The following is a 16,643-nucleotide window of genomic DNA, read 5'->3' on the forward strand; positions in this document are numbered from 1 at the left end:
TTTTTATGTAATAAGCTTAAAGCTTTATAGTTCAGTTAGGAAGCTTAAGAATCCCTGGTTTTAATGCTTAGTAGCTCCTTTTGGGAGTTGTATCTAACGGGAATCTTAGTTCAATGATAATTAATTATCGTTCATTGAGATTAAGAACTCTTCATTCGAACGAGTCTTGCGCATTCTGTCACTAATAAACTGCATAGCTTCAACAGAGTTCATGTCAGTTAAGAAGTTTCTTAATACCCAAATACGGTTCAATTGAGCTTCGTCAAGCAATAGATCTTCACGACGAGTGCTTGATGCAGTAAGATCCACAGCAGGGTAGATACGCTTATTAGATAGTTTACGATCTAATTGAAGTTCCATATTACCTGTTCCTTTAAATTCTTCGAAGATAACCTCATCCATCTTCGATCCAGTTTCTGTTAATGCAGTAGCTAGAATCGTTAATGAACCACCATTTTCGATATTACGAGCAGCACCAAAGAAACGCTTAGGCTTGTGAAGTGCATTTGCATCAACACCACCAGAAAGGACTTTACCTGAAGCAGGAGATACTGTATTGTAAGCACGTGCTAAACGAGTAATTGAATCCAATAGGATAACCACATCGTGTCCACACTCCACCATACGCTTCGCTTTCTCTAAAACGATATTGGCAACACGTACATGTCGCTCTGCTGGCTCATCAAATGTAGAAGAAATAACTTCTGCATTTACAGAACGTGCCATGTCTGTAACCTCTTCAGGACGCTCATCAATCAGTAAAATGATCATATAAGCTTCAGGATTGTTTGCAGCAATAGCGTTAGCAATTTCTTTTAACAATACAGTTTTACCTGTTTTTGGTTGTGCAACGATCAAACCACGCTGACCTTTACCAATTGGGGCAAACATATCAACAACTCGAGTTGATAGGGTGCTCTTTCCTTTTCCTGTTAAGTTGAATTTCTCATCAGGGAAAAGTGGAGTCAAGTGATCGAATGGTACACGATCCCGAATCACTTCAGGTAAACGGCCGTTGATCTTCTCAACTTTAATCAATGGGAAATATTTCTCGCCTTCTTTTGGAGGACGGATTGTTCCTTGTACTGTATCACCTGTTTTTAAACCAAAAAGTTTAATTTGAGATTGTGACACATAAATATCGTCAGGAGAATTCAGGTAGTTGAAGTCAGATGAACGAAGGAAACCATAACCATCTTGCATGATTTCAAGAACACCAAAGTTACTGATGATACCATCAAATTCAAATGGTCTATCTTTTTCACGACGCTCAAAACGTTTTTTGCCTTGAGGTGCTCTATCTTGATGCGTTTTTTCTTGTGGAGCTTTTTCCTGAGTATTTATTTCCTGAGGAGTTGTTTCTTTTGAAGCAACAGCTTGAGGAGCTTTGGCTTCTTCAGTCTTTGTGTCCTGAAGTATAGACTCTGACTTTACGTGCTCATTAGAAATAGCGTCTTTTTTCTGAATAGCTTCACGTTGAGGTCTGTCCGTTGGTCGAGGATCTTCGCGTCTTCTGCGAGGATTTGGTTTACGAACCTCTCTGGTTTCAATCTTTTCAGTTGGAGCTGCTGCTGCTGGAGCTTCTGCAGTCTCAATTGTTTCGGCTACTTTTTCGTCTTCAGGCTTTTCAGTAGGTTTTCTTTTTTTGTGCAGAATTGATTTTCGAGGTTCTTCTTTGGTCACCTGATCTTCGTCTTTTCTATTGCTGCGTTTGCGTATAGCTTTTTTATCAGAACTTTTCATTTCTGAAGCTACAATGGCTTGTTGGTCAAGAATTTTGTAGATTAAGTCTTGCTTTTTAAAGGACTCGATTTTTTTGATGTTAAGTTCTTTAGCAATCTCTTTCAATTCGGGCACAAGCTTCTTGTTTAATTCAAGAATGTCGTACATAAACAATATTGTTATATATTTTGGATTTTATAATTTGATAGAAATATTATCTTCTAGGGATTTGATTTGTCGATCTCAGAATTTGGAGATCTACTGGAATTCATCTGCAATATTACACAATAACTTATAAAATACAAAAAAAGTAAGCCATAATCTTATTATTGAGTTATCTACACTTCATTAGTCTAGATAATTTGTACCTAATTATGCTTTATTCCAATTTTAGATGGGGATATATATGTCTGTTGTTTAGGTGGTTGAGGGTTTATTTGGGAATTGTAGGTTAGCTGTAAGACATTATGGTGACTATTGATAGTCTCTAATTCTAAATTAGCTAAAAAGGTGAAAATTATAGGTTTATGATTTTGATTTTCACAATAAAATCTATTTCTTTAAGATAGAGTTTAAAATATTTGATGTTTTTTATCAGATGACCTAAATCCCCTAATCGAATATGAGACAGTTAAAAATTACAAAGCAAGTTACCAACAGAGAGACCCCTTCTTTGGATCGTTACTTGCAAGAAATTGGCAAGGTAGCCCTTGTGACTGCCGAAGAGGAAGTAGCATTAGCCCGACAAATAAGGAAAGGAAGTAAATCAGCTTTGAATCGTTTGATTAAGGCTAACTTGAGATTTGTTGTTTCAGTATCAAAGCAGTATCAAAATCAAGGATTAAGTCTATCTGATTTGATTAATGAAGGCAATCTAGGTTTAATAAAAGCAGCTCAACGTTTCGATGAAACCCGTGGTTTTAAGTTTATATCTTATGCTGTTTGGTGGATTCGTCAGTCTTTATTACAAGCATTGGCAGAACAGTCTCGAATAGTAAGATTACCCTTGAATAAAATCGGATCGATAAATAAAATTAGTAAAACTCTTGCACTTCTCGAGCAGGAATATCAGCGTGAACCTTCACCCGATGAGGTCGCTAATGTGTTAGATATGAGTCCTAAGGATGTGAAAGAGGCAATTAAAGCTTCGGGCCGTCAGGTTTCGATGGATGCTCCTATTAATTCTGAAGAGGATAATACATTATATGATATTCTTTTAAGTACTGATGATGCTGGTCCGGATAAAACTTTACTGAGAGATTCGCTAATTATTGAAATTGAGCGTTCTCTTTCAACATTGTCTCATAGAGAAGCGACCATTATTCGAATGTATTTTGGGTTAAAGGGCAATCCTCCTTGTTCATTGGAAGAAATTGGTAAGGAATTTGATTTGACTCGAGAACGTGTACGTCAGATTAAGGAAAAGGCAATTAGGAAAATGAAATCGACTTTTAGATCTAAAATATTAAAAACTTATCTAGGCTAGGCTGTTGAGTAAGGGGATAGGTCTGCAAAAAAACTGAAAGAAGTGTATCACAGTTTATTCCGTCGATACACTTCTTTTGATTTTCAAAATCAGGGGCTTTATCTTAATTTAGAAAGCTAAGTTGGGTAAAATCTTTTATCTTTGCTAGCTAACAAATAAAAGCCCCTTAAACAGATGCAAACATTAATATCACCTTCATTATTAGCGGCAGATTTCATGAATTTGAAAGCCGATATCGATATGGTAAACAACAGTGATGCCGATTGGTTTCACCTAGATATCATGGATGGCGTTTTTGTGCCAAATATTTCCTATGGTCTTCCTTTGGTTTCTCAAATCAGCAAGATTGCAAAGAAACCACTTGATGTACATTTGATGATTGTAGATCCTGATCGTTATATCGAGGCTTTTAAAAAGGCGGGTTCTGATATTTTAACCGTACACTACGAAGCTTGTACACACTTGCACCGTACTGTTCAGAATATTCATTCTCATGGAATGAAGGCTGGAGTTTCACTTAATCCACATACACCTATTTCTGTGCTTGAAGATATAATTCAAGATATCGATTTGGTTTTATTGATGAGTGTAAATCCAGGTTTTGGAGGTCAAAGCTTTATCGAGAACACTTATGCTAAGATTGAAAAACTTAAAGCCTTAATCGCTGAGAAGAATACGGATGTCATAATCGAAATTGATGGTGGCGTTAATCTTGAAACTGGAAAGAAATTGGTTGAAGCTGGAGCTGATGCTTTGGTTGCTGGTAGTTTTGTATTCAATTCAACTAATCCAACACAAACTATTGCAGAATTAAAGCAATTATAAGCAATAATCGAAAGATATTTGAAAGCCCAATCTGTTATTGGGCTTTCTTTTAATTATTCTGATTTGTAAACGTAATCTTGCAGATAACTAAAGGCAGGTGTGAGTCGACCATCCTTGGCAATACAAGCTCGTTCTATAATTTGATCATCAACATCGCCCAATAGAGCCGGGAAGATATGCTCGGTTAAGGCTTTCCCAAAATCTTCAGAAGATTCGCGAGGTAATTCTCCAGGTAAATTATCTACAGCCATAACGGTTACATTTTTTTTGTCGACAAAAGGTATTGTTTCCTCTCCTGTAAATCGGTCATATCCGTAAAAAGATGACGCAATTGTAGATGGGCGTAAGGTTGATGGGATTGGCCCGTTAACATCACAACTAACATCAGCAATGATAGAAATATTGAAATCATCCTCCTTATAATCTTCAGGTTCAATAAATTTTGGTGATTTAGGGTCCCAGTAATGACAAGCTATAAATAAATCGGTAACCTTGGTAAATGGCTTAAATGATGAACGATACATCTCTGGATAATCGTAGAAGTGTTGAAGGTTAAATTTACTTCCGTCAATTCGTTCAACGTAATTTTCCGGATCTATCCTGCAAACCACAGGTTCATTATACGTCTTGTGTAAAAAATCTTCGGGAGAAATTTCTTTAAGTTTTAATTCCCGAATGGTTTGCATAGCTCCCTTTGCCACTCTACCACCACCGGTAATAAGAATTTTTATCGGTTTCAAACTAATCGTTTTCAGATGACTGTACATCTCTTCCATATTAAGACACGATCTTGCTGGTGGCAAATCGAAAGAATCGGTACGCATACCCCGTGCACGTAATGCTTTATACGCTCCTACCACTCCTGCCCAATAACCAAAAGCTACAATACGTTTGCCATTATCATCACACAGGTATTCGTAATCGATAAGGGTGATGTTTCGTTTTAAAATTTCCTGAAGGAGCTTTCGATTATAAATTTGTTTTTTTGCAGTATGTGAGAAGAAAAGGTATCTTTTGTTGGGGATGAGGGTTGGTATAGTCACCTCTTTAACACCAATTAGGATATCACATTCGCGTAAATCCTCAGTTAAAAAGAATCCTGCTTTACGGTATTCAGCATTGGTGTAACAGCGAATATCGCTGGGTTGAATAAAGATACTGACATTGGGATGTGATTTTAATATATTCAAACCTTGTTGAGGCGTTATGGCTACTCTTCTGTCGGGTGGATTCTTGGTTTCGCGAAGCACTCCAATTCTTGTGGGTCTAATCATTATTCTTGTGTGTGGTTAAATTTGGATATAGAAAATCAATTATTAATAGGGATTTCCTTTAAGGAACACCAATTTAATAATAATAGATAAGTTTTCGAAGAAAAAACAAGCTTAATCCAGTTGAATTTCCTAGCTTTGTGCAAATTCTGGGGCTGACGTGGCTTTTGACAGCATGTAGAATTGGTATGTAAGCATGTCGAGCATTGTGTATCTGGCTCGTAAATATCAGGTCTCAAACTATGTAATTGGCGAAAATAACTACGCTCTTGCTGCTTAATCGAATTACAGTAGATTTTGCTTCATCCTTTCTCTAGGAGTCAGGACGAGACATCCCGCTTATGGTTCCACCTTGTTCCGGTAAGCTTTTGGGGTGCTATCAATTCGAGGTTAGTCGGCTTCAAGCTTTGGGGAGTCGGCAAAATTAAGAAGATAAGGTCTAGTCTCGGGTGTCCTTTCCCAAACTAGATTCGAAAATTAATAAGGGAATAAACATGTAGAAAGCTTATTGATCGCATGTTTGGACCAGGGTTCGATCCCCTGCAGCTCCACTTGTATTAAATAAAACTCCATTCAAACAAATTGTTTGAATGGAGTTTTTTATTCCCCCTATTTATATCTATTAGTCTTGTTAAGGCTTTGCTTTAACTGGCTTAACAAAAGAATACCATCGCATAAGAAGCCTCATTGTGGAACAGTAAATTAATGAGATTTATTTGATTGCACTTTTGCCTTATATCATTTACAATTAATAGAAATGACTTTTGTGCTTTTTATACCAGTTTTTTAGTTATTCTCTATCTAAGCGAGTTATATAAAAAACAAGGCTGATTCTTTTCAGAATCAGCCTTGTTTATATATATAAATTGAATGCGTATTTTATGAATAGGAATCAGAAATAGCTAGCCATAATTATTACTTTCTTCTCAATAAAGTGAATACTCATCCAATCTATGTTATTTACCAGAACAACGCATATAAGGCCACAAGCACAATAACAATTGCATAGGATACGATATTAAACGTTTTACCGGTTTTAAAGGTTTCTCTACTTATCTCAATGCCTTTAGAATCGTCAGCACCCTTGTTTTGCTTATAACTTAGGACGACGATGAATAGCATTGAAATCAGGAAAGTCAGTCCCATTTGATCAAGGAAAGGCAGGTTAGGGAAGAAGCCTTCTACAGCCGTATTCTCAAGCCAGCCCTTAGGACCAAACTTGAAGAAGAGAGCTACAGGAATTGACATTAATGCACCCCAAATTGCAGCTTTATTGGTTGCTTTTTTCCAGAATAGACCCAAAATGAAAACAGCCAAAATACCAGGGCTAACCATACCGGTATACTCCTGAATGTATTGGAAAGCTTGGTCTAACCCGCTAAGGAAAGGCGCTATCAAACAAGCAATAATTAGTGCTGCAGCTGCTGAAAGTCTACCCACATTCACCGTTCTTTTATCTGAAGCTTTAGGATCAAAATAAGGTTTATAAATATCCATTGTGAAAATGGTAGAAGTTGAATTCAACATCGAAGCCAATGAAGAGACGATAGCTGCTGCAAGTGCGGCAAAGGCAACTCCCTTTAGTCCATTAGGTAAAAATTGTAACAACCAGGGATAAGCTTTATCAGCAGCCTCCATCGTTGGCATATTATTTTGAGCTGCATCACCCAAGCGAGCCATAATTGAAGGATCGTTCACCATTACATAAGCTGCTATACCTGGAATCACTACTATTAAAGGAATAATTAGCTTTAATATACCAGCAAATACAATTCCTCTTTGCGACTCTTTTAGAGATTTTGCAGCAAGGGTTCTTTGAATGATATACTGATTAAAACCCCAGTAGTAAAGATTTGCTACCCACATACCGCCAATTAAAACACCAATACCCGGAAGATTCACATATTGATCATGTGCTTCATCCAAAATCATATGGAAACTATCTGGTGCTGCTTTATATATATGTTGGAAACCTGCCCAAACACCTTCTCCTCCAGAAACATGATTAAGTGCTAAATATGTGGTCACGAGTCCACCTAAGGTTAGGAAAACAACTTGAATCACATCAGTCCAGGCTACTGCAGATAATCCCCCATAAAGGGAATAACTGGCAGCAAAAAGTGCCAAGCCTAAAATACCATAAATCATGGGAACGCCCATGATGGTTTCCATAGCCAGCGCGCCAAGGTAAAGTACCGAGGTTAAATTCACAAAGATGTACAAGCCTAACCAAAAAATAGCCAAAATTGTTTTCAGATTGGTTGAATAACGTTTCTCGACAAATTCAGGAATGGTATAGAGTCCTTTTTCGATAAAAATCGGAAGGAAATATTTCCCTACAATAATAAGGGTAATGGCCGCCATCCATTCATAGGAAGCAATAGCCAAACCAATAGCAAAACCAGAACCCGACATGCCAATAAATTGCTCTGCCGATATATTGGCTGCAATCAGGGAAGCTCCAATAGCCCACCATGGCAATGACTTACTTGCAAGGAAATAGTCATCAGCATTTTTTTGATGTCCTGTCTTATCGCGAGATACCCATAAGCCAACGCCTAATATAACGATTCCATAAGTGATGAAAATCGCGTAATCTAAAAATGAAAATGTATGATTCATACTTTCTTATTTTGAACTTTTAATTAGATGTGAGATTTCAGATCAGAGAAAAGAATAAGGGGCTATATGGTGAAGATTCTAAAGTTTTTATCACCATAGGTTTCCCTGTTCTGTTACATTGATTTCAATGTCTGTGTTAATTTTTAATATTCTATTTATTATTAATCCTTATAAGTGCAGCAAAGATTAACTACACCGTTTTTTATACCAAAAAGGATTAGTCTTCTATTGGTGTTAATTCGATTGCCTGACCGCCACCAGCTGCCAAATGTATTTTTAATATAGATTGTGAATCAACGTCCTTTTCTGAAATGGTATAGGGATAGGGGTTCTTTTTCCAATCAGTTTGAGCTGCATCGGCATATATTTTCGCAAGGTATTTTTTATTCGGATCCAAAAAGTCTAGAGAGACACTTAAGTCTCTTGCTTTTTCGTTGGTAATACTTCCCAAAAACCAGCGTTCACCTTTTCGTTCTTTACGAGCCATTGTAATGTATTGACCAATTTCACCGTTTACTGCGATGGATTGTTCCCAATCAATAGCCACACTTTTAATGAAATCGAAAGCGGGATGATTTGCGTAGTTTTCCTGAAGATCGGCAGCCATTTGAACAGGACTGTAAATGATGACATATAAGGCTAACTGTTTTGCCAAAGTGGTGTTGACTCTTTTATCCTTTATGCCATATTTCTCGTAAGTAAGACTGAAAATACCAGGTGTGAAATCCATAGGACCTGCTAAAATCCTTGTAAAAGGAAGGATAGTGGTATGAGCAGGCGTATTATTTACCGAAGACCAGGGGGCATTAAATTCCTGCCCTAAAGCGCCTTCACGAGAAAGAAAGTTAGGATAAGTACGTCGCAGTCCGGTTGGTTTAATCGGTTCGTGAGCCACAATACTGATGCCTCGTTCTGCCGCTTTCTCTACTACTTTCTGAAAGTGCTTAATCATCCATTGACCATGGTGATATTGCCCGTTTTTAATGGGACCTACATAGCCCGTTTTGATTGCGGGAATGCCATAGTGTTGATAATAATTCAAAGCTGAATCTAATTGGGATTCATAGAGTTCAACATTCCCGGATGTTTCATGATGCCCGACTAAGGCAACGTTCTTTTCTTGACTGTATTGAATGATCTTTTCCATGTTAAAATCAGGATAAGGTCTTTTAAAATCCCATTCTCCAAATTTCTTCCAATCGTAGTTCCAACCTTCGACTAAAATGCCATCGAAATGATGTTCTGATGCAAAGTCGATCAAATCCATCGTGTTTTTTGTTGTGGCTCCATGTTTAGGACCTGTAAACCAAGTTTGTTGTCCCAAATGCATGCCCCACCAAATACCCATGTATTTCATTGGTTTAATCCAACTGGTATTCTTCAATTTACAGGGCTCGTTAAGGTTGAGGATTAGTCGTGAATTGATCAGGTCTTTTGCCTTTTTACCCACTTGTATGCTTCGCCAAGGGGTTTTCATACTTTTGTGGGCTCTCACTTTAATCCCATCGGGCCAGGGCACTAAGTTGCACTCCAAAGAAAGATCTTGTTGCGTATTTCTCTTTAGTGTCATGGAAGCATAATCGACTAAAGCCGCTTCGTGAATACTCATGTAAACGCCCTTTGGACTGATTATCGTAAAAGGGGTTTGAACAGAATCAATTTCGCTAATAAGGTTCGACTGGTAAGGTTTTTCGTAACTGTCGTAGTCTACTGGGAACCACCATGCTTTATTATCAGAAACAAGATTGAATTGTGTCTTTTCATCGATTAATAAAAGGCTATCGATTCCTTCTTGCTCGGGGAATATGTAGCGAAAACCAATACCGTCGTTAAAAACACGGAATTCCATCTCCAATTTTAGATTTGGACTTTGTGTTTGTTCAAAGTTTAGCTTTATATTATTAGACTTTTCCTTAATGAATTGATCTTCTCCCCAAACTGTTTCCCAAAGGGTATCGGTCTGACTGGTTTTAATGCTTTTTAATTTGAAATCCTGGCTTGCATTCAGATTAGCGAATTGTAAGCCTAGTTTGGAATTTTGGATAAGGGTATCCTTACTAAGTGTCAGGTTATAGTAGGGGATTCCGTTTTCCTGACCAATTGTAACACTTATGTTCTCATCAGGCGATTTAACTGTTGTTGTTTGGGAGGTACATCCGCTGCCCAATAAAGCCAGTAGGGGAGCAAGATAAAAGAATCGTAGTCGTTTTAAAATCTTCATGGATGCTTATTATTTGATAATAAAAAAGGGGGAATTGCTTCCCCCTGTTGTTTTGTTTATTTCTCCGCCAGGGGAGCCGTTTGCGTTAGTGTAAAGTGGGTTTCTTTAAGATCATCAGAATTGGTTCCGATGAAGAGTTTGAAATCTCCTGCCTCAACGCCGTAGCTCATGTCTTTACGATAGAAGGCCAGATCTTCAGCTGAAATTTTGAATTCCAGATCAACCGATTCGCCTTTAGCGATGAACACTTTTTTAAAGTGTTTTAATTCTTTAACCGGACGTGTTACACTTCCTACCAGGTCCTGAATATATAACTGTACAATTTCTTCACCATCAAAATTCCCTGTGTTTTTTACATTGATTTTAGCAGTAATATAATCGTTAACACCCATTTCTTGAGTATCAAGTTTAATGTCAGAATATTCAAAAGTGGTATAACTTAAACCAAATCCAAATGGATAAAGAGGTGTGTTTGGGCTATCTAAATATTTCGATGTAAACTTTTGGTCTGGGTTCATAGGGCGACCTGTATGTTTCATGTTATAATAGATTGGAATTTGACCCACACTTCTAGGGAATGTTACTGTTAGTTTTGCCGATGGGTTATAGTCACCAAACAAAACATCTGCGATAGCAGGACCGGCTTGTACACCTAAGTGCCATGCTTCTACAATTGCAGGAACATTTGCTGCTTCCCAGTCAATGGTTAATGGACGACCGTTCATCATCACCATGATAACAGGTTTACCTGTTTCAACAATAGCTTTGACCAATTCCGGCTGAACACCAGGCAACTCCAATTCTGTACGACTAGCAGCTTCGCCACTCCAATCGTGAGGTTCTCCTACCAATAAAACAACAGCATCAGCTTGATTGGCTGTCGCTACAGCTTCGGCAAATCCTGATTTATCTTCTCCAAATAATTTGCTACCTTCAGCATAAAGGATTTCTGTTTTTTTAGAAACAGCTTTCTCAATCCCTTCCATTACAGTTACAGCTTTCTCCCATTTACCAGCACCAGACCAGGTTCCAACTAAATCTCTGCGATTTTTAACGTAAGGTCCAATCAAGGCTAATTTCTTAATGTCTTTTTTCAAAGGAAGAATTTGCTTGTCGTTTTTCAACAAGACAATGCTTCGTTTGGCAAGTTCACGAGATGCTTTGATGAATTCTGGTTTCATCAAGGTTTTTTTTGCTCTTTTTACATTACTGTATCTATATGGATCTTCGAACAAACCTAAACGATATTTCATCTTTAGGATTTGGATCACGGCTGTGTTTATACGAGATTCCAATACCTTACCCTCTTTTACCGATTGAGGTAGGTAATCGTTAAAGATGCCAGATTGCATATCCATATCGACACCCGCATTGATAGCGACTTCACCTGCTTCTTTCTCATCTTTCACATTGCCGTGTTCGGTCATCTCCATGATAGATGTGTAATCAGTTACCACGAAACCATCAAAACCCCATTGTTTTCTTAAAACGTCATCCAATAAGTAATCATTACCGGTACAAGGCGTTCCATCCAATTCATTGAAAGAGGTCATAAATGTTGCGACACCTGCATTTAAGGCTGCCTTAAAAGGGGGCATGTAGGTATTCCATAATTCTCGGTTAGAAACGTCAACCGTATGGTAATCGCGACCCGCTTGAGCAACGCCATATGCTGCATAGTGCTTGGCACAGGCTAACATTGTGTTATCAAGACTTAGATCATCGCCCTGAAAACCGTGAACACGAGCCTTGGCAATTTCACAACCTAAGAATACATCTTCACCAGCACCTTCAGCAATTCGTCCCCAACGAGGATCTCTTGCGATGTCAACCATAGGAGCAAATGTCCAGTGTAGACCTTCTGATGTTGCTTCTATTGCTGCAATTCGGGCACTCTTTTCGATCCAGTCCAAATCCCATGAACAAGATTCTGCCAAGGGGATTGGGAAAGTTGTCCAGTGACCATGAATCACATCGTATCCAAAAAGCAAAGGAATACCAAGACGGGTATTCTCCATATTTTCTTTTTGAAGGCGAAGGGTGAAATCTGCGCTATATGCATTAAATATGGCACCAACTTTTCCTTTCATCACATCTTCAACATAGTTATTGTTGGTGATGGGACCTGTAATATCCCAACTGCTTGAAAATAGAGTCAGTTGTCCTAATTTTTCCTCAAGAGTCATTTTTTTCAAAAGGGAATTTACAAAAGTTTCCATTTTGGCCTCTTTTTCCCAGGGAGTCTCTTTTTTATTGCCTTTCCCGAAAGAAGACAATGCTCCGCACATCACTAATCCTACAAGGAATACAGATTTTAATCGCATCTTAGTTTAATAGTTTTATGGTTATTATAATGGTTGAGTAAAACGGCGGTTGTTTGCCCGTTTTATTCAAGTTTTAAAGGTTATTCCCAACGGATGTTGTCCAGGTAATACTTATCTGTAGCAGTACCATCATCTTTACCTGCATTGAAAAAGAGAACTAATTTGGTGTGGTTTTCATTTGCCTGGGAGCTGAAATTAACGGTATATTCAGTCCACTCACCAATTGTTGTAATATCAGTCCAAATCTCGTTAGCATTAGAGGTACCTCCTTCTAGCTTAGCTAAAAATTGAACTTTTTTATCTGAATGAATTAGAAGTTTAAGCTTGTTTTTTGTTGACAGATCAATGGCTTGTCCGTAATCAATTAAAAGGTGATCCCATGCGTTGGTTCCATCATCAGTAAATTCACCAATTTTCTCACTTTCGTTAATACCACCCTTAAGTGAGTTATCGATAGTTATTAAGGTTTCTGGGAAATCATAGTTTTGTTGACATTCAAAATCAGAAATGATACTCATATCCTTTTCGGTTCCTTCGCAAGGGTCTGAAACGACAGGGAATGTGTTTTCAACAAATTTAATATCGTCGATGTAATAGATTTCTTCAGTTTCACCATCTTCAGCACCAGCATTAAAAAACAGGATTAGTTTGGTATTTCCCATATCAACAGCTTCTCTGAAATTAAAAGCATATTCCACCCATTCACTGGTTTTTTCTATTTGAACTTGTTGCTCTACAGCTTGAGTGCCACCTTCGAGTTTTGCGATAAGCAGACCTGTATGCTCCGAATAGATTTTTATCTTTAGTTCACTACGGTTTGTTAAGTCGTAGGCAGTTGAAAAGTCGATGACCATATTGTCCCATGCCTGGGTCGCGTTATCAATATATTTCCCTGTTTTTTCACTCTCGTTGGCATCTGTTTTATCTGGGTTGTCCACTACCATGGCCTGAGTCTCCAATTTTGCATCAGCTCCAATAAAGTAGTTCTGCTGGCACTCAAAGTCAGAAACGATGCTCATATCTTTTGCAACATCCGCACAGGGATCAATGGGTTCAATAATGATTTCTTCTTCTTTATCAGAAGAACTACAGGAGATTGCAAATGCTGAAAATACTGTTAGAATTAGGCTTATAGATCTTGTTCTTAGTCTCATAGGGTTTGTGTTTTTATTCGGGTTTAGGCAATAAGAGTCTAATACAAGGGCATTATGCCCTTGTATGTTCTTATTGTGAGTAAAAAATAATTACTTGGTTTTGGTCATTCCTGCTTTATCAAGAGCGGTTTGTATTTCAGGGTTTTTCATGAAGGTATCCCATATTAAACCGGTACGATAGTTTTCAATCATAACAACGATTGGTCCCTGATCAATAGCCAGGTAAGATTTGGCTACCCAGTTTCTACTAATATTAAAAGCATCCTTAAAACCATACTTACCAAACAGGTTTATCTCATCCAGATCTTCGTAGAAGAATCGCATGGCTTTTAGAGAAAACTCTGGTGAGTAAACAATAGAGGATAAGGCGGCCGTTGGTGAGATCGTTCCATTATCATTATTAGGTGCATGAGCCATATAGCCGTATTGAGGATCATCACTAGCCGTTAAGCCCCAACAATTATCGCCATAGTAGGCATATTTACTTTGATTGGATTTACACCATTCACGGTTTAGGTCAGTTTGCTTTTTATGACGTTCAAAATATGAAGCGTAACCCGCTAAAGCCATGTGTTTATCAGTGACGTGTGGCGTGAATCCTAAATAGGAATAATGGGTGAAGAATAAAGGTCCTCCATAATCGCCTCTACTGGTTGGATTTAATTCTTTCACGTAGTTGTTACCAACCCATCCTTTTTCGTAAACAGTCTTATCGATAGGATGAGTAGGAGAGGCTAGTGCTAATATATAGCAAATTTGTGTTTCGTTGAAAGCGCGCAATGGCATATTCATTTCAAACTGATAGTTAGGTGACCAGTGCCAAAGCAAGTATTCTCCGGATTGTGCAAACCAATCCCATTCAACACCCTCCCAAAGGCGGGTAATGGTAGCTCTTAATTTTTGTTCCTCAGCATTGTCGGCATCGAAATACTCGCGAGCTGTTAAAAGGCCTTGTACCAAAAACGCAGTTTCAACAAGGTCGGCACCATTATCTTTGTTCGAAAAAGGAACTGTTTTACCAGTCGATCCACTTAACCAGTGTGACCAAGCCCCATGATAACGGGTGGTTTTATTTTCCAGAAAATCAGTCATCTTTACCAAACGTTTAGCAGCTTGTTGACGCGTAATGAAATTTCTTTCCACTCCCACAACGATAGACATGATTCCAAAACCTGTTCCTCCTGTAGTTACTGTATCAAGTTTTTCATTGCTTCTTTCACGACTAAGTCCTGAAACAGGGTGAGCAAAATCCCAGAAGTAGGCAAAATTTGCCTCTTGAACTTTGTCCATAAGCTGATCGTCTGTGAGTTTCACCTCAGGTGTTTTTTCTTCCTCAGGAGTAAAATCGTCCGGAGAGGCACTGGAACACCCAAATAAAAGGGGGATGATGGATAATAAGTAATATTTGAAAAATAGGTGTAACATTATCATTTTCTATTTAAGTTGGGAGACTAGAGGAAGAGAATTCCTATAGCCTCCAATTTGTTTAAATTAATAACCTGAGTTCTGGATCAATTTGCCTTCACTCAATTCAATTTGACGTTGTGGAATTGGGAAAACTTCATGTTTCCCATCAACAAAGTTTTTCCCATGTGCGCGTAATACTTCTCCTGCTCGGCCTTGACGTACTAAATCGAAGAAACGATCATGCTCCATAGCTAATTCGACTCTTCTCTCGTGCCAAATTTTTGCTTTTAAGTTATCGGCTGTTGCATTGTCTAAACCAACTCTTGATCTGACTTCATTTAGAGACGTTAATGCTGTGCCATTCTGGCCTAGTTCATTGGCTGCCTCTGCATTAATTAAAAGCACTTCGGCATAACGGAAAATTCGGATGTTTTTATTTGATTCCCATGCGTTTCCATCGTAGGTTTCTTTAGTCTTACTGAAGTAAGCTTTTTCGTTGTAGCGTGGATTAGGGGTCTCATTATTAATCACGACTCCATCCCACAAAGTTTCACCTGGGTAAATAATCGTGGCATCTTTACGAGGGTCACCGGCTTCATAGCTGTTCTCAAGGTCTTCAGATGGAGAGTTAAATCCCCATCCTAATTGACCTCTTACGCCTTGTACTTCAGAATAACCACCAATACCTTTATGAGGTTTTTCTCCCTTTGCTTGAACTTCAAAAATTGACTCCTGATTATTCTCGCCTGCTTCTCTCCAAATCATAGCGTAATCATTTGTTAAAGCATATTCATTTGAAAGAATAACTTCATTACTTAGACGTAGAGCTTCCTTCCAATTTTTCTGATACATATAAACTTTAGCCAGAAATGTCTTGGCAGCTCCCTTAGTTGCACGTCCTAAGTCAGCCGAATTCATTTGACTTCTCTCTTTTAAGTTCTCAATTCCAAATTGAAGATCTGCGATAATCAACTCGTAAATGGCTTCTTTTGTTGCTCTGGTTCTCGCATTCGTTAAGTCATCTGCATTCAGAGGGTCCGGAACTTTGTCAATTTTTGGAACACCTCCAAAGCATCTTACTAAATTCCAGTAGAAATAAGCACGTAGAAATTTAACTTCTCCTTCAATTCGCTTTTTGGAGTCATTACTATCATCCATTTTTGCAACGACATCGAGCGCTTTATTGGCAGACATGATTCCACTGTAATTGGCAGCCCAAATACCGTCAAAGGAAATACTGCTGGCACTAAAGGTGAAATTGTCCAATTCATGTTTGTCTGTTCCGGTATCTCCCGGGTCACTACCTTTATCTGCATCGTCAGAGGTGATGCTGGAAACTCCAATCCATGGAAATACATGTTCATCCCAGCTTTGAAGATTGCTATATACAGAAGTGGCCAATTCTGAAGCAGCATTATCCGATGCTGAGAAATAATCTTCAGGTGTCTGGTTCACCTGAGAGTCAATTTCAAGGAAATCGTCCTGGCAGGATGTGTGAAGGAATCCACTGGAAATAAGTAGTCCAGGAATCAATATATTTAAGATACGTTTATTCATTTTTTCTAAGTTTTTACTATTGATAAAAGGCATGCTTAAAATGCAGCGTTTTCT

At 38.2% G+C, this 16,643-nt stretch carries 10 protein-coding genes and 1 other RNA gene; 3 read left to right on the plus strand and 8 right to left on the minus strand.

The window, feature by feature from the left end:
* Positions 1-120: 120 nt before the first annotated feature.
* A complete protein-coding gene (gene rho, locus DWB61_RS02560; protein ID WP_191984761.1) occupies positions 121-1,890 on the minus strand; it encodes a transcription termination factor Rho in 1,770 nt (589 codons plus the stop codon).
* 454 nt (positions 1,891-2,344) lie between these two features.
* On the opposite strand from rho, the gene DWB61_RS02565 reads away from it, so the two are divergent.
* Together DWB61_RS02565 and rpe are read left to right on the plus strand one after the other, a co-directional pair.
* Entirely contained in the window at positions 2,345-3,208 is an 864-nt protein-coding gene (locus tag DWB61_RS02565; protein ID WP_125029329.1) for a sigma-70 family RNA polymerase sigma factor, read from the plus strand.
* Between the two features lie 174 nt (positions 3,209-3,382).
* Positions 3,383-4,033, plus strand: a complete 651-nt coding sequence (gene rpe / locus DWB61_RS02570; RefSeq protein ID WP_125029330.1) for a ribulose-phosphate 3-epimerase — start codon at positions 3,383-3,385, stop codon at positions 4,031-4,033.
* Between the two features lie 53 nt (positions 4,034-4,086).
* Here rpe and DWB61_RS02575 read toward each other — a convergent pair whose 3' ends face one another.
* Complete coding sequence (locus DWB61_RS02575; RefSeq protein WP_125029331.1) at positions 4,087-5,307, minus strand: NAD(P)-dependent oxidoreductase; 1,221 nt, start codon at positions 5,305-5,307, stop codon at positions 4,087-4,089.
* Positions 5,308-5,455: 148 nt separating this feature from the next.
* Here DWB61_RS02575 and ssrA point away from each other — a divergent pair.
* Positions 5,456-5,858: a transfer-messenger RNA gene (gene ssrA, locus DWB61_RS02580) on the plus strand.
* A 406-nt stretch (positions 5,859-6,264) separates the two neighbouring features.
* Here ssrA and DWB61_RS02585 read toward each other — a convergent pair.
* The 6 genes from DWB61_RS02585 to DWB61_RS02610 all read right to left on the minus strand — a co-directional run bounded on the left by DWB61_RS02585 (position 6,265) and on the right by DWB61_RS02610 (position 16,589).
* Entirely contained in the window at positions 6,265-7,926 is a 1,662-nt protein-coding gene (locus DWB61_RS02585; protein WP_125029332.1) for a sodium/sugar symporter, read from the minus strand.
* Between the two features lie 217 nt (positions 7,927-8,143).
* Complete coding sequence (locus tag DWB61_RS02590; protein ID WP_125029333.1) at positions 8,144-10,147, minus strand: glycoside hydrolase family 97 protein; 2,004 nt, start codon at positions 10,145-10,147, stop codon at positions 8,144-8,146.
* A 56-nt stretch (positions 10,148-10,203) separates the two neighbouring features.
* Positions 10,204-12,471 carry a glycoside hydrolase family 3 N-terminal domain-containing protein gene (locus tag DWB61_RS02595; protein ID WP_125029334.1) on the minus strand — a complete coding sequence of 756 codons (2,268 nt, stop codon included), beginning with the start codon at positions 12,469-12,471 and terminating at the stop codon, positions 10,204-10,206.
* An 80-nt stretch (positions 12,472-12,551) separates the two neighbouring features.
* Complete coding sequence (locus DWB61_RS02600) at positions 12,552-13,625, minus strand: carbohydrate binding domain-containing protein (protein ID WP_125029335.1); 1,074 nt, start codon at positions 13,623-13,625, stop codon at positions 12,552-12,554.
* Positions 13,626-13,715: 90 nt separating this feature from the next.
* A complete protein-coding gene (locus DWB61_RS02605) occupies positions 13,716-15,050 on the minus strand; it encodes a glucoamylase family protein (RefSeq protein ID WP_125029336.1) in 1,335 nt (444 codons plus the stop codon).
* A 66-nt stretch (positions 15,051-15,116) separates the two neighbouring features.
* Complete coding sequence (locus DWB61_RS02610) at positions 15,117-16,589, minus strand: RagB/SusD family nutrient uptake outer membrane protein (protein ID WP_125029337.1); 1,473 nt, start codon at positions 16,587-16,589, stop codon at positions 15,117-15,119.
* Positions 16,590-16,643 lie beyond the last annotated feature (54 nt).

Origin of the sequence: Ancylomarina euxina (assembly GCF_003863355.1) — a bacterium.
Classification (GTDB): domain Bacteria; phylum Bacteroidota; class Bacteroidia; order Bacteroidales; family Marinifilaceae; genus Ancylomarina; species Ancylomarina euxinus.